This is a genomic window from Cellulosimicrobium sp. SH8, assembly GCF_025818875.1.
Taxonomy (GTDB): Bacteria; Actinomycetota; Actinomycetes; order Actinomycetales; family Cellulomonadaceae; genus Cellulosimicrobium; species Cellulosimicrobium cellulans_D.
In genome coordinates this window covers 27,585-47,440 of record NZ_JAMXMH010000013.1, presented here as the reverse complement: position 1 = coordinate 47,440, position 19,856 = coordinate 27,585, and the positions used below count along the sequence as shown (strand labels likewise).

The window sequence follows — 19,856 nt, the reverse complement described above, 5'->3', positions numbered from 1 at the left end:
GGACGAAACACGTGTCTCGGGCGCGGACCAGCGTGGCGGGCGTCTACCACCGAGGGATCACTGTACGCGACGCGAGGCCCCTGGTCGAACCGCCGTCCACCGATCGGTGGACACGAGGTCCGGACGAACGGCCGTCGCGGGCGGCGGGGCTCCGCCGACAGGCTGGTCCCATGACGACGACACCCCTCCCCACCGGCTCCCGCGCCGCCGGCCCCGGACCGAGCGGCCCGGCCGTCGACGTGCGCGGCCTGCGCAAGAGCTACGGCGCCAAGCAGGCGGTCGACGGCGTCGACCTGCGGGTCGAGCGCGGCGAGATCTTCGCCGTCCTCGGACCGAACGGCGCCGGCAAGACGACGACCGTCGAGATCCTCGAGGGCTTCCGGCGCCGCGACGCCGGCGAGGTCCGCGTGCTCGGGGAGGACCCCCAGACCGCGGGCCGCGCCTGGCGCTCGCGCATCGGCGTCGTGCTCCAGGACTCGCGCGACCAGGCCGAGCTCACGGTCGCCGAGATCGTCCGGCACTTCGCGACGTTCTACCCGGCGCCGCGCGACCCGGACGAGGTGATCGACGCCGTCGGGCTGCGGGAAAAGGCCCGGACCCGCACGCGCCAGCTCTCCGGCGGCCAGCGGCGGCGTCTGGACGTCGCGCTCGGCATCGTGGGTCGCCCGGAGCTGCTGTTCCTCGACGAGCCGACGACCGGGTTCGACCCGCAGGCGCGCCGCGCGTTCTGGGCGCTGGTCCGCTCGCTGCGGGAGGACGGCACGACGATCCTGCTCACCACGCACTACCTGGACGAGGCCGCGCACCTGGCCGACCGTGCGGCCGTCGTGCGCGCGGGCCGGGTCGTCGCGCTCGACGCGCCCGACCGCCTCGGCGGCCCCGAGGCGCGCCGGCCGGAGGTCCGCTGGCTCGACGACGGCGCCTGGCGGTCGGAGCGCACCGACTCCCCCACCGCGCTCGTCGCGTCCCTCGCCGCGCGGTACGCCGGACCCGACGGCGAGGTCCCCGGCCTCGCGGTGACCCGCCCGAGCCTGGAGGACGTCTATCTCGAGCTCATCGGCGAGCCGGCCACGGCGCCCGCCGCCGCGCCGGCCCGCACAGCCGCACCCGGTCCCCTCGACGCACCCGCCGAGGACCCCACGCCCGACGGCACGACCGCCGTCGTCCCCGAGGAGGCCCGCCCGTGACCACCGCCCCGACCGCCGCCCGGCCCACGCGCTCCGCCCGGCCCGCCGCCCTGCCCGGCGCCGGCCGGCTGGGGATCGAGCGCACCCGCGCCGAGCTGCACGCGTTCTTCCGCGAGCGCGACGCCGTGATCTTCATCTTCACGTACCCGCTCCTCATGCTCGCGATCTTCGCGACCGTGTTCGGCGGCGAGGACCAGTCCACGGCCGACTACTCCGTGCCGTTCGCGCAGTACTTCCTGCCCGGCATGATCGCGACGGGCGTCATGCTCACGAGCTTCCAGTCGCTCGCGATCTCGATCGCCGTCGAGCGCGACGACGGCTCGCTCAAGCGGCTGCGCTCCACCCCGCTGCCGCCGTCCGCGTACTTCTACGGCAAGATCGGGCTCGTCCTGCTGACGTCGGTCGTGCAGACCGGGCTGCTCCTCCTGCTCGCCGCGACGGTCTACGACGTCCCCATGCCGTGGGAGATGCCCGACGGCGGCGCGCGCCTCGCGACGTTCGCGTGGGTGTTCGTGCTCGGGTGCGCCACCGGCGCGGTGTGCGGGGTGGCGTTCTCGTCGCTGCCGCGCTCGGGCAGGTCCGCGACGGCGGTCGTCACGCCCGTCGTGCTCGTGCTGCAGTTCATCTCGGGCGTGTTCTTCGCGTTCTTCGCGCTGCCGTCCTGGATGCAGACCGTCGCGTCGCTGTTCCCCCTCAAGTGGATGGCGCAGGGCATGCGCTCGGTGTTCCTCCCGGAGCAGGCGGCGGCGCTCGAGCCGTCGGGGTCGTGGCAGCACGGCGCGACCGCTGCTGTACTGGTCGCATGGCTGGTCGTGGGGCTCGTGGTGGGTGCGCGGTCGTTCCGGTGGCGGCGCCGTGACGACGGCTGAGACGCCGTCGACGAGCGGGACGGTCGCGGGGACGGTCGCGGGGGGCGCGGACGACGCGGCCGCCGGCGCCGCGACCGCCCAGCTCGACGGCACGTGGGAGCGCGACGTGCGCTGGTGGGACGTGGCGTTCTACGTCATCGTCGCGCTCAGCGCGCTCGCGCTGCTCACCGCCTTCGTCCGCGGGACGGCGCTGGCGGTGTCGCTCGCGGCGCTCGGGACGATCGTCCTCGGGTACGTCGGCTGGGGCCGACGGGCCGCACGGTCGCGCGACCAGCTGACCGCCCACCTGTATCTGGTCGTCGCGATCGCGTGCACGGTCGTCGTCGTCGCGCAGGACACCCTCGGCACTCTCCTGCTGTTCGCGGTGTTCACCCAGATCTGGATGCTCTCCGAGCACGTCTGGGCCCAGGTGGTGCTGAGCGCCGTGCTCGCGGCCGGGACGGCCCTCGCGCTCGCGTTGGACCCCGCGACGGGCCGTGTTGTTCCTGAGGCGCTCGCCAGCACGGCCCCGCAGATGGGCGTCGCGCTGGCGTTCTCGATCAGCCTCGGGCTGTGGACGGCGCACACGATGCGGCAAGCCGAGCGGCACGCGCGCCTCGTGGACGAGCTGCGCGCGACGCAGGCCGAGCTCGGCCGGGCCTCCCACGAGGCGGGGGTGCTCGCCGAGCGCGAGCGCGTCGCCCAGGAGATCCACGACACGCTCGCCCAGGGGTTCACGAGCGTGGTGATGCTCGCCCAGGCCGCGAGCGCCGACCTCGACCGGGACGCCCCGGACGCGGCGCGCGAGCGCCTGGCCCTCGTGGAGTCGACGGCGCGGGACAACCTCGCGGAGGCCCGCGCCCTCGTCGCCGCCTCCGCCCCCGCCCCGCTCCAGGGCGGCACGCTCAGCGAGGCACTGCGCCGGCTCGCGGACCGGTTCGCGGAGGAGACCGGGACACGCGTCGAGCTCGCGGCGCCAGAGGCCCCGCGTCTGTCGAGCGCCGACGACGTCGTGCTGCTGCGGTCCGCCCAGGAGGCGCTCACGAACGTCCGGCGCCACGCGGACGCGGCGGCCGTGCGCGTCGACCTCCGGCAGGACCACGCGGGGACGGTGCTCGAGGTGACCGACGACGGGCGCGGCCTTCCCGCCGACGCGTCCGGCTTCACCGAGGGTTACGGCCTGCGGGGCATGCGGGAGCGCGTGGCCGCGGAGGGCGGGAGCCTCGAGGTGGGGCCGGCCCCCGGCGGCGGGACGCGCGTCGCGGTCCGCCTGCCCGCCGGTGCGTCGCCGGACGGACCGTCCACCGGCACGCGGGCGACGACGCGGGCGGGAGGCGCCCGATGAGCCCGGCCGGGAACGACGTCGTCCGGGTGCTCGTCGTGGACGACCACCCGGTCGTGCGCTCGGGCATCATCGGCATGCTGGCCGCCGAGCCCGACCTGGAGGTCGTCGGCGAGGCGGGCGACGGCGAGCAGGCGGTCGCGCTCGCGGGCGAGCTGGCGCCCGACGTCGTGCTGATGGACCTGCGCATGCCCGTGCTCGACGGGGTCGGCGCGACGGCGGCCATCGTCGGCGCGCCCGGCCGGGGTGCCGGGCGCGGCGGCGCGGCGGGCGCCCCGCGCGTCGTCGTGCTCACGACCTACGAGACCGACGCGGACATCCTGCGCGCGGTCGAGGCGGGGGCGACCGGCTACCTGCTCAAGGACACGCCGCGCGACGAGCTCGTCGCAGGGGTGCGCGCTGCGGCGCGCGGGCAGACGGTCCTCGCGCCGAGCGTCGCGACCCGGCTCGTCACGTCGGTCCGCGGGGCGGACCGGCTCACGGGCCGCGAGATCGAGGTGCTGCGTCTCGTCGCGCGCGGGCTGTCGAACGCGGCCGTCGGGAGCGAGCTGTTCATCGCGGAGGCGACGGTGAAGACCCATCTGCTCCGCGCGTTCGCCAAGCTCGGCGTGGACGACCGGACCGCCGCGGTGACGGTCGCCATGCAGCGCGGGTTCCTCACCGGGACGTGACCCGACGTCCGGCGTGACGGGGACCGCACAGGGGGCGGGCCGCCGTCGGGACCCGGCCCGTGCCCGACGGCGCGGGCCGGGTCCGCGTGACAGACTCCCGGTGTGCGAGACCTGGCGACGCTCCCCAAGGCTCACCTGCACCTGCACTTCACCGGGTCGATGCGCCCGGAGACGCTGCGCGACCTCGCCGCGCGGTACGGCGTGCGCCTGCCCCACGCGCTCGTCGACGGCGACCCGCTGCGGCTGCCCCCGACCGAGCGCGGATGGTTCCGCTTCCAGCGCCTGTACGACGCCGCGCGCGCGTGCGTGCGCTCCGAGGCCGACATGCGCCGGATCGTGCTGGAGGCCGCGCAGGACGACGCCGCGGAGGGGTCGGGCCGGCTCGAGATCCAGGTGGACCCGACGTCGTACGCGCCCTTCGTCGGCGGCATCACCCCGGCGGTCGAGATCGTGCTCGACGCGGCGCGGTCCACGAGCGCCGCGACCGGGACGGAGGTCGCGGTGGTCGTCGCGGCGTCGCGCATGCGGCACCCGCTCGACGCGCGCACGCTCGCGCGCCTCGCGGCCCAGTACGCGGGCGAGGGTGCGGGCGAGGTCGTGGGGTTCGGCCTGAGCAACGACGAGCGCCGCGGGGACACGGCGGAGTTCGCGCGCGCGTTCGCCATCGCACGGCGGGCGGGGCTCGCGTCCGTGCCGCACGGGGGCGAGCTGCTGGGGCCGGCGCACGTGCACGAGGTGGTGCGCGAGCTCGTCCCCGACCGCCTGGGCCACGGCGTGCGGTCGGCGGAGGACCGGCGCGTGCTGGACGACGTCGTGGACCGCGGGATCGCGCTCGAGGTGTGCCCCGCGTCCAACGTCTCCCTCGGCGTCTACGAGGACGCCGGTCAGGTTCCGCTCGGGGCGCTGGTCGACGCCGGTGCCCGCGTCGCGCTCGGCGCGGACGACCCCCTGCTCTTCGGGTCCCGCCTCGTGGCGCAGTACGAGACGGCACGCCACGAGCACGGGTTCTCCGACGACGAGCTCGCCGCGCTGGCGCGGTCGTCGATCCGGGCGAGCCGCGCGTCGTCGGGCACGAAGCAGCGGCTGCTGGCCGGCGTCGACGACTGGCTCGCGGCGGGCTGACGGCCGCCACCTTCTCATGTGCGTCTCATCCTGCTCTCCGATACTGGCCTCATGACTCGTCGGACCGTCGCGTGGCTCGTGGGGGCGCTCGTGCTCGTCCTCGGTGGCGCGGCCGCCGCCGGTGCGCTGGCCGCGCGCCCGCAGGACCGTGAGGTCGGGGGCGCCGTGGTCGTGACGCCCGCCCCCGCGACCCCCACCACGCCGACGACCACGCCCGACCCGTCGCCGACCACGTCCGATGACGATCACGACGGGGACGACGACGATGACGACGACGACCGCGTCACGCCCGCCCCGCCGTCGAGCGACGACGACGATGACGACGACGACGACCGCAGCGGCTCCGACCGGGGCGACGGGTGAGCCGCCGGACGCGCGGCGCGGGGCTGACCGTCCGCACGCGCATGCTCGCGGCGTTCCTCGGGCTCTCCGCCCTCGCGCTCCTCCTGGCCGGCGGCGCCGCGTGGTTCCTGCAGCGCGGCCAGCTCGACGACCGCATCGACGAGAGCCTGACCCGCAGTGCGAACGAGCTGGAGCGGCTCGCGGCCTCGGGCGTCAACCCCGTCACCGGGGAGCCCTTCACGTCGCCGGAGGACGTCGTCGTCGCCTCCATCCAGCTCACCGTGCCAGCGCACAACGAGGGCATCCTCGGGCTCCGGGAGGGCCGCACGCCGCTCGTCTCGCAGCAGGACGTCCGGCTGCGGCTCGAGGACGACCCGGAGCTCGTCGCCGCGCTCGCGCCGCTCGTGGCGGGCGACGACGTCGTGCTGCGCTCACCGCGGACCGCGACGGCCGACTACCGCGCCCTCGTCGCTCCGGTCCGCTCCGTCGGCGGCACGGGTGCGGCGGCCGGCCAGGCGCCCGCGGCCCTCGTGCTCGCCTACGACCGCTCGGCCGAGCACGCCGAGTTCGCGCAGGTCTTCCGGACCTACGCCGTCGTGGCGCTCGGCGCCCTCGTGCTGATCGGCGTCGTGGGGTGGGTCGTCGCCGGGCGCCTCCTCCAGCCGATCCGCACGCTCTCGCGCACCGCGCAGGACATCGGCGAGACGGACCTGTCCGCGCGCATCCCGGTGACCGGCAACGACGACCTCTCGGACCTGTCGCGCACGGTGAACGGCATGCTCGACCGGATCGAGGGGGCGTTCGACTCGCAGCGGCGGCTCATCGACGACGTCGGGCACGAGCTGCGCACCCCGCTCACCGTGGTGCGCGGGCACCTCGAGCTCATGGACCCGCACGACGCGTCCGACGCGTCCGAGACGCGCGACCTCGCGCTCGACGAGCTCGACCGCATGAACCGCCTCGTCGACGACCTCGTGACGCTCGCGACGGCCGGTCGCCCCGACTTCGTCCGCCCGGTCGACACGGAGCTCGGCCGCCTCCTCGACGACGTGCACGACAAGGTCCGCACGCTCGGGGACCGCCGCTGGCTCGTCGACGCCCGGGCCGACGTCGCCGTGCGCGCCGACGCGCAGCGCCTCACCCAGGCGCTCCTCCAGCTCGCCGCCAACGCGGTGAAGTTCTCGGCGCCGGGGTCCGTCGTCGCGCTCGGCTCGGCCGTGTCCGACGACGGCGCACGCGTGCGCGTGTGGGTCCGCGACGAGGGCGTCGGGATCGCCCCCGAGCAGCAGGCACGCGTCTTCGAGCGATTCGCCCAGGCCACCACGCCTGGTGAGGCGCACCCGGAAGGCGCGGGGCTGGGGCTCGCGATCGTCGCGGCGATCGCGGAAGGGCACGGCGGCCGGGTGCACGTCGCGTCGACGCCCGGCGTCGGGTCGACGTTCACGCTCGACCTCCCGCTCGTCCCCGTCGTCGCCGCACGCCCCGACCAGGTCGAGGGCCCGTCCGGCGTGCACGACGCCGCACCGGGACGGCCGTCCGCGCCGACCCGGGTGGCGCCCACCGCGCCGACCGTGCCCAGCGCGCCGTCGGCCGTCACGCCCGCGCTGCCCCCGCCGCCTCCCCGGGCGTCGGGGCCCGCGCCGGGCACACCGGCCGCGGTCGGCCCGGGCAAGCCGCCCACGCACCCCACCCCCGACGGAAGGACCACCCGGTGAGCCAGATCCTCGTCGCGGAGGACGAGACCCGGATCGCCTCGTTCGTCGCGAAGGGCCTGCGCTCCGCGGGCTACGCCAGCACGACCGTCGCGACGGGGCGGGAGGCGTTCGACCTCGCCAGCACCGGCGACTTCTCGCTGCTCGTGCTCGACCTGGGCCTCCCCGACCAGGACGGCTTCACCGTGCTGCGCCGCCTGCGGGAGACGGGCAACGCGATCCCCGTCATCATCCTCACCGCGCGCACGTCGGTCACGGACACGGTCGCCGGGCTCGAGGGCGGTGCCGACGACTACATGGCCAAGCCGTTCCGGTTCGAGGAGCTTCTCGCGCGCATCCGGCTGCGCCTGCGTACCGAGCCCGCCGGAGAGGTCACCGTGCTCACGCACGGCGCGCTCAGCCTCGACCTGCGTACGCGGCGAGCACGCACCGCCGAGCGCGAGGTCGACCTCTCGGCGCGCGAGTTCGCCCTCGCCGAGGCGTTCTTGCGCAACCCCGGCCAGGTGCTGAGCCGCGAGCAGCTCCTGTCGCGCGTGTGGGGGTACGACTTCGACCCCGGGTCGAACGTCGTCGACGTGTACGTGCGCTACCTGCGCAACAAGCTCGGGGCCGAGCACTTCGTCACCGTGCGCGGCATGGGCTACCGGCTCGCCGACGCCGCCCGCTGACCGGCCGGACCGCTACCTGCCGGACCCTCGGGCGCGGACGCTCCCCCGGCGCGACGAACCCGGGCCCGCGGGTCGCGAGGTGGCCCCTCGCGACCGGCAGACCCGGGTGCGGCGCGGCAGCCCGTCGGGCGCCGAGGTCAGTCGGCCGACTGCGGCGACGGCGGCGTGACCGGGCTGGGCGGGGTGTTCGGCGTCTGCGGCGTGTTCGCCGTGTTCGCCGTGGGCGGGGTGTTGGGCGTGTTCGGGGTCTGGCTCGTCACGGCTGAGCCGGACGTGTTCGCCGAGCCCGCGGTGTTCGGGGAGGCGGACGTGTTCGCCGTGACGGTCGTGATCGACGTCCCGTTCTGGACGTCGGTCGGGCTGGGCGTCGCGGACGTGGCGGGCGCGTCGGTCGGCGTGCTCGACGACGTGCCCACCTGGACCGACGGCGAGACGGTCGCCGGCTCGGGGGCGTCGAACGCGCCCTGGGCGGTCGCCACCGTCGCTCCGAGACCGACCGCGCCGAGCGCCCCGGTGACGATCCATGCGCTGCGTGCCTTCATGATCCTTCTCCTTCGTCCGATGGTGCGCACGACCCCTCGGCCGTGCATGCTCCGAGCCTCTCGGTCACGCGTGAGATGCCGAGGAGGCGCCGATGAGAGTGCTCTCAGGAACGGGGGCGGGCTCGGCGGCGACCGTCCCGGGGGCCGCGTCCAGCAGCCCCTCCGCGACCCGCAGCCACGCGTCGGCGAGGTCGCGCGACGCCGCACCGGTCGTGAGGGACAGCACGACGCCGGCCGCGCGCGCCCGCAGGGCCGCAGGGTCGACGCGCTCGTCGAACACGGCCAGGCACCGGTCGACGAGCGCCCCCACGCCCCCGTACACCGCGGGGGCGAGCGACGGGAGCACGGCGAGGTGCGCGACGAGGCACGCGAGGTCGTCCACGCGGTGCCCGGGGCCGAGCGTGTCGACGTCGAGCAGGACGCCGACGCGTGCGCCACCCGGCGCGGCGGGGTCGCCGGGAGCCGCCAGGTCGAGCAGGACGTTCGCCTCGTAGAAGTCGCCGTGGGTCGCGACGACCGGCCCGGGGTCGCGCGTCGCGACGGCCGTCCGGACCGCCCGGGCGACGCGGTCCGTGCGGGCCGGGTCCAGTCCGTGCACCGCGAGCGCCGACGCCGCGTAGTGCTCGACGCGCTCGGACCACGCGGGGCGGCGGCGCAGCGTCGTCGCGCGGGCCGGAAGGGCGTCGAGCGCGCGCAGGAGCTCGCGCGGGTCGATCGCGGTGGGCTGGCCGTCCGGGCCGAGCGCCGCGAGGTGCTCCGCGAGCGACGGGCCGTGCGCCTCCTCGAGGACGACCACGCCGTCGTCGTGCCACGCCAGGCAGCGCGGGGCGTCCACGGTGGTGGACCGGAAGAGGTCGTGCCGACGGACGAGCGAGCGCGCCCGGTCGGGCCGAACGACCTTGACGTAGACCGTGCGCGCGGACGTCCGCGCGCGCAGCACCGCGCGCCGCAGCGGGCGGTAGGCGACCATCGTCACCGACTCCACGGCCTCGCCGTCCGCGAGCGCCCCCGCCTCTGCGAGGCGGCGCGTGAGCTCGACCGCGTCGCACGCCGCCGCGAGACCGGGCAGCAGCGGGTCGGCGGGGTGCCGCCACACGTGCACGACGCGCGGACCGTCCGCGAGGCGGACCACCCCTGCCCCGACCGCGTCCGGCGACAGGGGCGCCGTCGTGACGAGCAGGTACTCGGCGGCGTCCGCCGAGGCGACGCTCTCGCCGTGGCCGGCCGCGAGCGCCCGGCGCGCGACGACGTCGTAGCCGACCGTGACCTCCGCGCCCGGGCGCGCGTGCACCTGATGGACGCGCCACGTGTCGAGACTCGCGCCGTCGGCACCCAGCGCCACGGCGAGCAGCTCCCCCGCCTCGGGGGCGGTGAGCAGGTCGAGCCAGGCACGCTGGTCGGGCACGGGTGGGGCGAGCGTCATGGTGCCAGGCAACCTCGCTCGCGTGGGTCTCGGGTGAGACCGGGATGAGAGAGCTCTCATCCCGGCGGCCGGTTCGGGGAGCGGGGGTCTTGACGGGGCCGAGGACCGCGTGTCAATGTACTGATGTGTTGATACAAACATCGGACGAGCCGCAGGGCGTCGACCTCTTCCTCCCCGCGACGTACGACCTCGCGTGGACCGGCGCCGCCCTCGCCCTCCTGGTGGCGCTCGGCGTCGCGGTGGTGCTCGCCGTGCGGGCCGCGACGCGCACACGCGCGCCGTCGCTCCACGGGCTCGCCACGGAGGACCCGGTGCGCCGCGCAGCCCGGCGGCACGCGACGACCGTGAGCGTCGCCGCGATGACGGCCGCGCTCATCGCCGGCGCGGTCGTCACCCAGGCCGCCGCGACCTCCGTCGGGGGCCTCACCGAGGGCGTGCTCGTGGGCCTCTCCCCCGCGGTCGTCGGGCTGACGTTCCTCGGCGCGCACGCCGTCGGGGAACGTACCTGGCCGCGCCAGCGGACCTCGGTCCGCGCGGCCACGTTGCGACCCCGGACCGTCGCCGACGTCGCGCCGCACGGCCTGCGTCGCCTCGCCTGGTCGCTCGGGGCGCTCGTCGTGCTGCTCGCGGCCGTCGGGGCGCTCACGGCCGGCGACGACGGGCGGTCGGTGACCCGCGTCCTGGGCGACACGGCCTCGACCGCGAGCCCCTACCCCGGCGCGTTCTACGGTGCGTGGCTCGCGCTCGCGGCCGTGCTGCTCGTCGCGGGCGCCGAGGGCGTCCTGCGGCTCGTCGCGCGACGGCCCGCCGTCGCACAGGTCGAGGAGACGTGGGACGTCGGGCTGCGCCGCGCGTCGGCGCACCGCGTCCTGCGCGGCACGCAGCTCGCGCTCGGGCTCACGGCCGCCGGGATGCTCGGCGTCGGAGCGAACGCCGCGGCCCGGGCGGGCTACCCGGGCGCCGTCGTCCTCGTGGTCGTCGCGGTCGCGCTCGCGCTGGCGGCGATCGCGGTCGTCGTGCGGCCCGCCCCGGACCCGGACGCGTGGGCGGACGAGCGCACGAGCGCACCGATCGCGGCGGGGCGCGGCCATGCCGTCCTCTGAGCTGCGCGTCGAGATCGACCTGCGGTCGGGCCTCGCGCCGTACGAGCAGATCCGGTCGCAGGTCGTCGCGCACGTCGCCGCCGGACGCCTGCGCGTCGGCGACCGGCTGCCCACGATCCGCGCCCTCGCCACGGACCTCGGGCTCGCACCCGGGACCGTGGCGCGCGCGTACCGCGAGCTCGAGGCGGCCGGCGTCGTCACGACCCGGCGCCGCGCCGGGACCGTCGTGGCCGACGGCGTCTCCCCGAGCGACGTCGCCGCCCGCCACGCCGCGCACGAACTCGTCCGCGCCGGACGCGACGCCGGCCTGTCCGACGACGCGATCCTCGACGTCGTCCGCGGGGCGCTCCTGCACGAGCCACCCGAATCGGGAGAAGCAGGGCGCTGAACGACCCGGCTCCGCGTCACGACCGGGTCACGATCCGTCGACAGGCGCCCAGCACGGACGTCCGAGGCACGGACCGGGCGCATGATGGTGCTCCGCGGCGGATGCCGCGGCACACGTGAGGGGGAACAGGTGGACGGAGCTTCCGCGGGCGCGCGGACGGGCGCTGCGACGCGCACGACGGCGGGGGACGCGGCGTGCGTCGCTCTCACGGCCGCGGGGCGCGGACCGGGACGACGCGGGCGCGGCGGTCGAGCGGCGTCGCTCGCCGTCGTCTCCACGCTGGTCGCCGCGCTGGCGCTCGCCGGCTGCCAGGCCGGGCTGCCCGACCTCGAGCCGGGCCGGACGCCGTCGGCCACCGCGGACGGGCCCGCGACGACGGAGCCGGCGAGCCCGAGCCCGACGGAGACCACGCCCGAGCCGGCGGAGACGCCGACGCCCGAGCCGACGCCCACCGAGACCCCTGCCCCCGAGCCGAGCACGCCCCCGCCCGCACCGGAACCGACCCCCGAGCCGCCGCCCGCACCCGTCGAGCCGGCCGAGCTGGCCCGCGGTGCGACCGGCGACCGCGTCGTCGCGCTGCAGCAGCGCCTCGCCGACCTCGGCTACTTCATCGGCGCACCCGACGGCGACTTCGGCGGCGGCACGCAGCAGGCCGTGTGGGCGCTGCAGAAGGCCGCCGGCCTCTCGCGCGACGGCGTCGTGGGCCCCGCGACGCAGGCCGCGCTCGACCAGGGCGTCACGCCGCAGCCGCGCAGCGGGTCGGGCAAGGTCATCGAGATCGACCTCGACCGCCAGCTCCTGCTCGCCGTCGAGGACGGCCGGGTCGTCACGGTCGTCAACGCGTCGTCGGGCAACGGGGAGTCGTACGAGGCGAAGGGCCGCACCTACCGCGCGGGCACGCCGCGCGGCGAGTTCCACGTGGGGCGGCAGGTCGACGGCAACCACTCGTCGAGCCTCGAGCTCGGCGACATGTGGCGCCCCAAGTTCTTCACCGGCGGCATCGCCGTGCACGGCTCGGGCTCGATCCCGCCGTGGCCCGCGTCCCACGGGTGCGTCCGCGTCGCGAACTCGGCGATGAACTGGCTCTGGGACACCTGGCACGCCGACCCGGGCACCCCGGTCCTCGTCTACTGACCCACGGGTTGTGGGCATGGAATGGGCCCGGTTCCCGCCTCGGAACCGGGCCCATTCCATGCCCACAACCGGTGGGTCGGTCAGAGGGAGACGCCGACGAGGACCGGTTCGGGGACGAGCTCGACGCCGAACGCGTCGAGCACGCCGTCACGGACCGCGCGCGCGAGCTCGACCAGGTCCTCCGCGCTCGCGCCGCCCCGGTTGGTGAGCGCCAGGGTGTGCTTCGTCGACAGCCGCGCGAGACTCGACGGGCCGTGGACGCCGAAGCCCTTGGTGAAGCCCGCGTGCTCGATGAGCCACGCCGCCGACGTCTTGACGAGCGTCGGGTCGATCTCCCCGAGGCTCGGGCCCGTCGTGCGGGACGGCGTCGCCGAGCGCACCGGGTAGCGCGGGGCCTCTGCCGGGAGCAGGTCGGCCTGCTCCGCCGGGACGACGGGGTTCGTGAAGAACGACCCCGCGCTCCAGCGGTCGTGGTCCGGGCCCTTCTCCCCCGGCGCGGCGTCCCCCGCCGCCACGGGCGCGACGTCCGGACCGACGCCGTCGAGCAGCATGCCCTTGCGCGCCCGGAGCACGAGGACGGCGTCGCGCACGTCCGCGCTCGGAGCCCGGTCGCCGACCTGCACACCGAGCGTGCGGGCGAGCTCCGGGTAGGCGACCGGGGCGGACAGCGAGCCGAGCCGGGACTGGAAGCCGACGTCGAGCACGACGTACCGCGGCGACGGGTACCAGGGGCCGTCCGCCTCGCCGTCACCGCTCACCGCGGCGTGCATGCTGCGCTTCAGCAGCGACGTGCGGTACCCGAACGCGAGCTCGCCCAGCGCCAGGGTGCGCACGCGCGACCGCCGGCGGTCCCACACCCGCACGGTCGAGATCACCCCCGCGACCTCTTGGCCGTAGGCGCCGATGTTCTGGACGGGCGCGGCACCGACCGTGCCCGGGATGCCCGAGAGCGCCTCGACGCCCACCCACTCCTCCGCGACCGCGCGCGCGACCAGCTCGTCCCAGTCCTGGCCCGCCGGGGCGTGGAAGCTCGCGCCGCCGCACGAGTCCTCGGCGTCCACGGTGATCCCGCGCCGCAGGTCGCGCACGACGACCCCGCCGAACCCCTCGTCGCCGACGAGCAGGTTCGAGCCGCCGCCGATCACGAGGAGCGGCTCCCCCGCGTCGTCCGCGGCGCGCACCGTCTCCAGCAGCTCGGCCTCGCTGTGCGCCTCGACGTACCGGTCCGCCGGACCGCCCACGCGCAGCGTGGTCAGCTCCGCCAACGAGGGCGCGCCGACGGCGTCGGGCCGCAGCCCGGGCGCGGTCCGGACGATCTCGGGCAGGTCACGGTCGACGGGGGTGAGGGGTTCGCACGTCACCGCCCCAGCGTAGTTCGCCCCCGTCCCGCCCCGCCGCCGTCACCGTTCCCACGCTCGGCCTCGGCCCGGCGGCCGGCCGACCAGGTGGTCCCGGCACGCCGAGCAGGCGACCACGGCTCGTCAGACTCCCGGGACCAGCCCGAACCACCTGCTCGGCGGTCCTGCCTCGCGCGGGGGCGGGTCAGTGGTCGCGGGTCTCCTCGGCGCTCCGGGCGGCCTGCTGGCCTGCGGAGCCCGCGGCGGTGGGGAGGGGGCGGGTGGCGCCGACGACCAGCAGGCCGACGACCACGGGCACGGCGATCACGAGGAGCGCGGCGCGGTAGCCGACGTGCTCGGCGAGGAACCCGATGAGGGGCGGTCCCATGAAGAACGCGGAGTAGCCGATGGTCGCGACGACGCTCACGCGCACGGCGGCGCGCGCGGGGTCGTCGGAGGCCGCGCTCATCCCGACGGGGAAGCCGAGCGCCGCGCCCATGCCCCACGCGACCACGCCGAGCAGCGCGAGCCAGATGCTCGGCGAGAGCGTGAAGAGGAGCAGGCCGACGAGCGCCAGCGCCGCGCCGAGCCGGAGCACGGTGACGCGGCCGTAGCGGTCGAGCAGGCCCGTGCCGAGGAGGCGCATCCCGGTCATGGCCGTGAGGAACACGGCGAGGCCGACGGCGCCCATCGCGTCGGACGTCTCGAAGCCGTCGACGACGGCGAGGCTGACCCAGTCGTTCGCGGCGCCCTCCGTGAGCGCGGCGGCGAGGACCACCAGCCCGATGAGGAGCGTGCGGGGCTCGGTCCACGCGCTGAGCGCGCCGCGCGCGTTCTCCGACGCGGTGAGGGGTGCGCCGCTCCCGGCCGCGGCGGCGGGGTCCGACCCGGCAGCGTCCTGGGCCGCGTCGACGACGTGCTCCACCTGCCCTGCGGGCAGGAAGAACCGCACGGACCACAGCACGCCGAGGAGGCTCAGCACGACCGCGGCCGTGAGGTGCACCTGGACCGGGACGTGCAGCGCGGCCATGAGCGCTCCGACGCCCGCGCCGGCCATGGTGCCGAACGAGAAGCCCGCGTGGAAGCGGGGCATGATCGCCTTGCCGAGCCGCTGCTCGACGGCGGCCCCCTCGAGGTTCATCGCGGCGTCCCACACGCCCGTGCCGATGCCGGCGAGGAAGAGCCCGGCGCGCACGACGACGTCCTCCCCCGTCGCCACGCCCGTGACGGCCGTGACGAGGCCGACGACGTTCGTCACGGCGAACAGCGTGACGGCCTTCGACGCGCCGAGCCGCTGGACGACCATGCCGGAGAGGGGCAGCGCGAGGAGCGACCCGACGGCCATGAAGAGCAGCAGGAGGCCCATCTGCGCCTCGGTGAAGCCGAGCGAGTCCCGGACCGCGGGCAGGCGGGACGCCCAGGTCGCGAAGTTGAAGCCGTTGAGGAAGAAGACCGCGAACACGGCCCAGGTGGCGAGCGCGACGACGCGACGGTCGGGACGGGCGGTGGTCATGCGGAGGTCTCCTCGCGGCGGTGCGACGGGCGGGTTCGGGGACGGCGTGCGGAGGCACGGTGGGCGGTGCCGGACGTCCCGGTGCGGGACGTCGCCCGGGGCTGGCGGGACCGGCGGGGACGGCGTGCGTCGTCGGCCTCGCCCGGGACGGCGCCGGCTGCGTCGTCCCGGCCGGGGTCGCCCGTCCGGTCGGGGACGTCCGCGGCGACCGCAGCGTCGGCCTCGGGGCCATCCTCCACCCCGGACGGTACGCCGTCGTCCGTGCCCGCCCCCGGGCGGGACGTCCGTGCGCTGAGCGCCGCGGGGGTGCGCAGGGGCGTGACCTGGCGCGCGAGGAGGACGCTGAGGACCATCGCGGCGACGATGAGCACGAGCGCGTGGCGCGCGCCCATGGCCTCGGCGGCGAGCCCGAGCAGGGGCGGAGCGGCGAGCGACGCCATCGACGCGAAGGCGGAGACGACGGACACGCGGCTCGCGGCTCGCAGCGGCTCGTCGGACGCCGCGGCGATGCCGACGGGCACGGCGAGCGCCGCGCCGAAGCCCCAGAGCACGACCCCGACCCCGGCGAGCTGGAGCGTCGGCGCGAACCCGAAGAGGAGCAGCCCGGCGATCGACGCCACGCCCGAGGCGCGGAGCACGGTCACGCGGCCGAAGCGGTCGATGAGGCGCGTGCCTGCCAGGCGCATGACCGTCATGGCCGCGACGAACGTGCCGAACACGACGGCGCCGACGGCCTCCGTCTGGGCGAACCCGTCGACGACGGCGAGCGAGAGCCAGTCGTTGGCGGACCCCTCGGACAGCGCGGCGGAGAGGATGACGAGGCCGATGAGCAGCGTGCGCGGCTCGCGCCAGGCCGAGAGCGCCGCCCCGAGCCGGGCGCCGCGGCGGGCGAGGCGCGCGCGGAGCCCGGCTGTCTCGACGTCGACGACCGCGTCGCCGAGCGCGTCGACCGGAGCAGGAGCGTCCGCCGGTGCGCGCGTCGGGAGCGTGTCGTGCACCGTCGCGGGGATCGCGGCGAGGCGCCAGACCATGGCGACCGTGCCCGTCGCGACGAACTGGACGAGCACCGGCACCTGCGCGTGGGCGCACGCGGCGCCGACGAGCGAGCCGATGACGGCACCGATGGAGAACGCGGCGTGGAACTGGGGCAGGATCGTGCGCCCGACCCGCCGTTCGATGCCTGCGCTCTCGACGTTCATCGGGACGTTGCCGAGCGAGAAGGCCATGCCGTTGACGAAGATGCCCGCGGCGAGCAGGGGGACGGAGCCGGTCGCGGGGCCGAGTCCGAGCAGCAGGAACGCGACGCCGAACAGGACCGCGGAGACGGCGAAGGCGACGCGCCCGCCGAAGCGCGTGACGAAGGGACCGGCGGCGGTGACCGTCGCGAGGGCACCGACGGCGCCCGCGAGCAGCACGACGCCGAGGTCGGCGGGGGTGAGCCCGAGCGCGTCGCGCACCGAGGGGATGCGCGCGAGCCAGCTCGACATCATGACGCCGTTGAGCGCGAACACGCCCAGCAGGACCCAGCGCGCCCGGGTCAGGGCGCGGGGGTCGGACAGGAGGTCGGTCGGTGACTGCGCAGCACCTCCTCGAATCGATTCGATCCGACGGACGAGGGTGCGCTTCGAATCGATTCGAGGCATGGTCACCAGTGTGCGGGTACGCTGGCCGCGCGTCAATCGAGAATCCCGCGCGCGCGGGAGGCAGGGAGCGTGATGAGCGACACCCCCGGGAACCGGGAGCCCGCGGCCGCACCGTCGGCCCACCGCCCCACGCTCGCCAAGGTCGCCGAGCGAGCGGGCGTCTCCGTCTCGACGGCGTCGCTCGCCTTCTCCGGCGCGGGACCGATCACCCCGGAGACCCGGGCGCGCGTGCTCGACGCGGCGAAGGAGCTCGGGTACACGGGCCCCAACCCGCTCGGCCGCCAGCTCCGGTCGGGGCGGTCGGGCGTCGTGGGCGTCGTCGTCGGCGACCAGCTCCGCCGCGCGTTCCGCGACCCCGTCGCCGTGCAGGTGCTCGACGGCCTGGTCTCGACGCTCGGCGAGAACGGCCTCGGCGTGCTCCTCATCCCCGGCATCCCGTCCGACGACCCGGCCCGCGCCGTCGACCCGCTCGTCGAGAGCGCGGCCATGGACGTCGCCGTCCTCGTGTGGGGCGTGGGGTCCGACGACGCGACGCTCGCCGCGCTGCAGCGCCGCGGCGTGCCGGTGGTCATCGGCGAGGGACGCCCGGTCGAGGGCACCCCGCTCGTCGCCATCCGCGACCGGGTCGGGACCGCCGACGCCGTGCGCCACCTCGTCGACCTCGGCCACACGCGCATCGCGGAGGTCTCGCTCCCCCTCGACAGCTCCGACCGGAGCGGGCCGATCGACGCGTGGCGGCTCGCCCAGGTGGACCGCACGCCGACGGCCAACCGGCTCGCGGGCGTGCGCGACGTCGTCGAACCGGTCGCGAGCTGGGAGACCGAGGCGTCGCTCGTCGAGCACGGCCGCTCCGCCACGCTCGCCCTGCTGGGCAGCACCGCCGCGGACGGGACGACCGCGGCCGCCGACCCCGCGACGCGCCCGACCGCCGTCATCGCCCACTCCGACCTGCTCGCCGCGGGCGCGCTCCTCGCCGCGCGCGAGCTCGGCCTGCGCGTGCCCGACGACGTCTCGGTCGCCGGGTTCGACGGGCTGGACCTGCCCTGGCTCGCCCCGGACGTCCTCACGAGCGTCCACCAGCCGCTCGCCCGCAAGGGGTCCGAGCTCGGTCTCGCCGTGATCCGCCAGCTCGCGGGCGAGGCCCCGACGACGGTCGAGCTCGACGTCGAGCTGGTGGTGGGGACGACGACAGGCCCCGCCCCCACCACCTGACACCGGCCGCTCGGACCGGTCAGCCGAGCCGGCCGGGCTGGAGCGGGTTCGCCCGCGCGGCCGCCATGAGGTACCAGGACGTCGCCCCGACGTGCTGGACCTGGAAGTACCCGAACCCGAACCCCGAGTCGAGCAGGCTCGACGCGGCGACGACGCCCCCGCGCTCCGGCAGCGCGGCGCCGCCGATCGTCTGACCGGCCCCGACGCTCTCCTGCACGCCCTGCACCTCGCGCAGCAGGCCTTCGGCGCGGACCCGGTCGTCGTCCCGCTCGCAGCCGCGGCGACCCCGCCGCCGGTCGTCGCGGCCACCGCGCCCGCGTGCCCCGCGGTCCGCGAGGGCCGACGCGAGCTGCGCCGTCCCCTCCAGCCACACGCCCTGCTGGTGCACGGGCAGCCCGTTGTACGACGCGGCCGACGTCAGGCTCGCGCTCGAGAACGTCACCCCTTCGACGACCGTCCCGACGGGGAGCTGCGACACGCCCTCGCCTGCGACGTCGCGCGCCGCCAGCGCGTCGTCCGCCCAGTCGAGCGCGCGGGCGTAGCCCCGCTCGCGCAGGGCGAGCCAGCCCCACGTCTGCGGGTCGAGCGGGAGCGGGTCCCGGTTGATCTCGGTGCCGTCGTTCGTGCCGGTGTAGAGGTAGCCGCCGCCGGGCTCCCACATGCGGTCGACGAACGCGCGCGCGTGCTCGGCGGCACGGTCCCAGCGCCGGTCGCGCGTCACGGACCCGAGCTGGCGGAAGAACGCGACGCAGTCGATGTTGTGCTCCGTCGAGCCGTTGGGGATCGGGACGTTCGCGCCGTCCACGCCGAACGAGAACCCGCCGAGCGGAGCCTGCGACCACGTGTTCGCGACGATCCACTCGCCGATCCGCAGCGCGGCGTCCCGGTATCGCCGCTCGCGCGTCACCGCGTGCAGGTGCAGCAGGGCGATGCCCGGCCACGCCATGTCCCCCACCGCCGTCCCGAGGAAGCCGAACTGCCACCCGACGTTCGCCGTGCCGTCGGGCAGCACCAGTCCGTGCTCCTGCGGCGTGCCGTCGTAGAAGGTGTAGGGCCCGACGTTGTACGCCTGGCGCAGGCGGCCGTCGGCGTGGTCGGGGTCGTTCTCGAGCGCGAACACGAGCCCGTCGCCGAGCGCCCGGGCGCGGTCGAGGTGTCGCCGGCCGGCCGTGAGCGTCGCGAGGATCGCGAGGGCGTTGTCGTAGACGAACGCCGTGGAGAACAGGCCGAGCTGGTCGGCGTACGACTGCGCGAGCCGCGGGCCGGGGTTGACGTCGGGGTAGGCGTCGGTCGCCGCGGCGAGGAAGCCGTGGGCGCGCTGGACCGACGCCGTGCGGCCCCGCGCCGGGCCACCGGCCGTCTGCCCGACGGCGCCCGCCGCTGCAGGGAGGGTCGCGCCCGGTCCGGCTGCCGCCGGGGTCGCCGTGAGCCCGGCGAGCGCGAGCGCGCCACCGAGCGCGAGGACGGCGCGTCGGTCGAGCCCCCGCGGAGGCGCGGGCGTGGGGTCGAGATCGCGAGGGTCCTGGGGTGCCGGAAGGCCACCGTGCTGGGTCATGAGCGTCTCCTTCGACGTCGTGAGGGGCGCGACCCACGGTAGTGGGAGCGTTCCCATGGCGAAAGAGGGCGTGCCGTGGCGAACGATGTCGAATCTCGTGCGGCCGTCCCGGCG

At 76.3% G+C, this 19,856-nt stretch carries 18 protein-coding genes; 12 read left to right on the top strand and 6 right to left on the bottom strand.

The window, feature by feature from the left end; all coding sequences use genetic code 11:
* Nucleotides 1-170: 170 nt before the first annotated feature.
* From NF338_RS17680 to NF338_RS17645, 8 genes are all read left to right on the top strand, one after another.
* Nucleotides 171-1,187 (top strand): ABC transporter ATP-binding protein, encoded by a 1,017-nt coding sequence (locus tag NF338_RS17680; RefSeq protein WP_264031987.1) that lies wholly within the window; start codon nt 171-173, stop codon nt 1,185-1,187.
* Nucleotides 1,184-2,056 (top strand): ABC transporter permease, encoded by an 873-nt coding sequence (locus NF338_RS17675; protein ID WP_264031986.1) that lies wholly within the window; start codon nt 1,184-1,186, stop codon nt 2,054-2,056. Before NF338_RS17680 ends, NF338_RS17675 begins: the two co-directional genes overlap by 4 nt.
* Nucleotides 2,043-3,380, top strand: coding sequence for a sensor histidine kinase (locus NF338_RS17670; RefSeq protein ID WP_264031985.1), 1,338 nt, complete (start codon nt 2,043-2,045; stop codon nt 3,378-3,380). The genes NF338_RS17675 and NF338_RS17670 overlap by 14 nt, the downstream gene beginning before the upstream one ends.
* Nucleotides 3,377-4,048, top strand: coding sequence for a response regulator (locus NF338_RS17665; protein ID WP_264031984.1), 672 nt, complete (start codon nt 3,377-3,379; stop codon nt 4,046-4,048). Before NF338_RS17670 ends, NF338_RS17665 begins: the two co-directional genes overlap by 4 nt.
* A gap of 102 nt (nt 4,049-4,150) precedes the next feature.
* Complete coding sequence (locus NF338_RS17660; protein WP_264031983.1) at nt 4,151-5,170, top strand: adenosine deaminase; 1,020 nt, start codon at nt 4,151-4,153, stop codon at nt 5,168-5,170.
* A 51-nt stretch (nt 5,171-5,221) separates the two neighbouring features.
* Nucleotides 5,222-5,533 carry a hypothetical protein gene (locus NF338_RS17655; protein ID WP_264031982.1) on the top strand — a complete coding sequence of 104 codons (312 nt, stop codon included), beginning with the start codon at nt 5,222-5,224 and terminating at the stop codon, nt 5,531-5,533.
* Nucleotides 5,530-7,227: a sensor histidine kinase gene (locus NF338_RS17650; protein ID WP_264031981.1), complete on the top strand. Its 1,698-nt coding sequence runs from the start codon at nt 5,530-5,532 to the stop codon at nt 7,225-7,227. The genes NF338_RS17655 and NF338_RS17650 overlap by 4 nt, the downstream gene beginning before the upstream one ends.
* On the top strand, nt 7,224-7,892 hold the full coding sequence (locus NF338_RS17645) for a response regulator transcription factor (protein WP_264031980.1): 669 nt from the start codon (nt 7,224-7,226) through the stop codon (nt 7,890-7,892). Before NF338_RS17650 ends, NF338_RS17645 begins: the two co-directional genes overlap by 4 nt.
* Before the next feature lie 137 nt (nt 7,893-8,029).
* Here the strand turns inward: NF338_RS17645 and NF338_RS17640 are convergent, their stop codons facing one another.
* Nucleotides 8,030-8,434 (bottom strand): hypothetical protein, encoded by a 405-nt coding sequence (locus NF338_RS17640; protein ID WP_264031979.1) that lies wholly within the window; start codon nt 8,432-8,434, stop codon nt 8,030-8,032.
* A 64-nt stretch (nt 8,435-8,498) separates the two neighbouring features.
* Complete coding sequence (locus NF338_RS17635; protein ID WP_264031978.1) at nt 8,499-9,857, bottom strand: aminoglycoside phosphotransferase family protein; 1,359 nt, start codon at nt 9,855-9,857, stop codon at nt 8,499-8,501.
* A gap of 128 nt (nt 9,858-9,985) precedes the next feature.
* On the opposite strand from NF338_RS17635, the gene NF338_RS17630 reads away from it, so the two are divergent.
* The 3 genes from NF338_RS17630 (at nt 9,986) to NF338_RS17620 (ending at nt 12,482) form a co-directional block, all read left to right on the top strand.
* Nucleotides 9,986-10,960, top strand: a complete 975-nt coding sequence (locus NF338_RS17630) for a hypothetical protein (RefSeq protein WP_264031977.1) — start codon at nt 9,986-9,988, stop codon at nt 10,958-10,960.
* Complete coding sequence (locus NF338_RS17625) at nt 10,947-11,348, top strand: GntR family transcriptional regulator (protein ID WP_264031976.1); 402 nt, start codon at nt 10,947-10,949, stop codon at nt 11,346-11,348. Before NF338_RS17630 ends, NF338_RS17625 begins: the two co-directional genes overlap by 14 nt.
* A gap of 129 nt (nt 11,349-11,477) precedes the next feature.
* Entirely contained in the window at nt 11,478-12,482 is a 1,005-nt protein-coding gene (locus tag NF338_RS17620) for a L,D-transpeptidase family protein (protein ID WP_264031975.1), read from the top strand.
* Between the two features lie 80 nt (nt 12,483-12,562).
* Here the strand turns inward: NF338_RS17620 and NF338_RS17615 are convergent, their stop codons facing one another.
* The 3 genes from NF338_RS17615 to NF338_RS17605 form a co-directional block, all read right to left on the bottom strand.
* Nucleotides 12,563-13,807, bottom strand: a complete 1,245-nt coding sequence (locus NF338_RS17615; protein WP_412847227.1) for a UDP-N-acetylmuramate dehydrogenase — start codon at nt 13,805-13,807, stop codon at nt 12,563-12,565.
* A 217-nt stretch (nt 13,808-14,024) separates the two neighbouring features.
* Nucleotides 14,025-15,332 carry an MFS transporter gene (locus tag NF338_RS17610; protein WP_264031974.1) on the bottom strand — a complete coding sequence of 436 codons (1,308 nt, stop codon included), beginning with the start codon at nt 15,330-15,332 and terminating at the stop codon, nt 14,025-14,027.
* Nucleotides 15,329-16,975: an MFS transporter gene (locus tag NF338_RS17605; protein ID WP_264031973.1), complete on the bottom strand. Its 1,647-nt coding sequence runs from the start codon at nt 16,973-16,975 to the stop codon at nt 15,329-15,331. Before NF338_RS17605 ends, NF338_RS17610 begins: the two co-directional genes overlap by 4 nt.
* A 72-nt stretch (nt 16,976-17,047) precedes the next feature.
* Here NF338_RS17605 and NF338_RS17600 point away from each other — a divergent pair, with 72 nt between their 5' ends.
* Nucleotides 17,048-18,187: a LacI family DNA-binding transcriptional regulator gene (locus tag NF338_RS17600; RefSeq protein ID WP_264031972.1), complete on the top strand. Its 1,140-nt coding sequence runs from the start codon at nt 17,048-17,050 to the stop codon at nt 18,185-18,187.
* A gap of 19 nt (nt 18,188-18,206) precedes the next feature.
* On the opposite strand, the gene NF338_RS17595 is transcribed toward NF338_RS17600, so the two are convergent.
* Nucleotides 18,207-19,742: a Tat pathway signal sequence domain protein gene (locus NF338_RS17595; protein ID WP_264031971.1), complete on the bottom strand. Its 1,536-nt coding sequence runs from the start codon at nt 19,740-19,742 to the stop codon at nt 18,207-18,209.
* Nucleotides 19,743-19,856: the final 114 nt, after the last annotated feature.

Coding starts and splice junctions, on each gene's coding strand:
- NF338_RS17605 (WP_264031973.1), bottom strand. CDS start 16,975: ATGCCTCGAATCGATTCGAAGCGCACCCTCGTCCGTCGGATCGAATCG.
- NF338_RS17680 (WP_264031987.1), top strand. CDS start 171: ATGACGACGACACCCCTCCCCACCGGCTCCCGCGCCGCCGGCCCCGGA.
- NF338_RS17655 (WP_264031982.1), top strand. CDS start 5,222: ATGACTCGTCGGACCGTCGCGTGGCTCGTGGGGGCGCTCGTGCTCGTC.
- NF338_RS17640 (WP_264031979.1), bottom strand. CDS start 8,434: ATGAAGGCACGCAGCGCATGGATCGTCACCGGGGCGCTCGGCGCGGTC.
- NF338_RS17625 (WP_264031976.1), top strand. CDS start 10,947: ATGCCGTCCTCTGAGCTGCGCGTCGAGATCGACCTGCGGTCGGGCCTC.
- NF338_RS17610 (WP_264031974.1), bottom strand. CDS start 15,332: ATGACCACCGCCCGTCCCGACCGTCGCGTCGTCGCGCTCGCCACCTGG.
- NF338_RS17595 (WP_264031971.1), bottom strand. CDS start 19,742: ATGACCCAGCACGGTGGCCTTCCGGCACCCCAGGACCCTCGCGATCTC.
- NF338_RS17665 (WP_264031984.1), top strand. CDS start 3,377: ATGAGCCCGGCCGGGAACGACGTCGTCCGGGTGCTCGTCGTGGACGAC.
- NF338_RS17635 (WP_264031978.1), bottom strand. CDS start 9,857: ATGACGCTCGCCCCACCCGTGCCCGACCAGCGTGCCTGGCTCGACCTG.
- NF338_RS17600 (WP_264031972.1), top strand. CDS start 17,048: ATGAGCGACACCCCCGGGAACCGGGAGCCCGCGGCCGCACCGTCGGCC.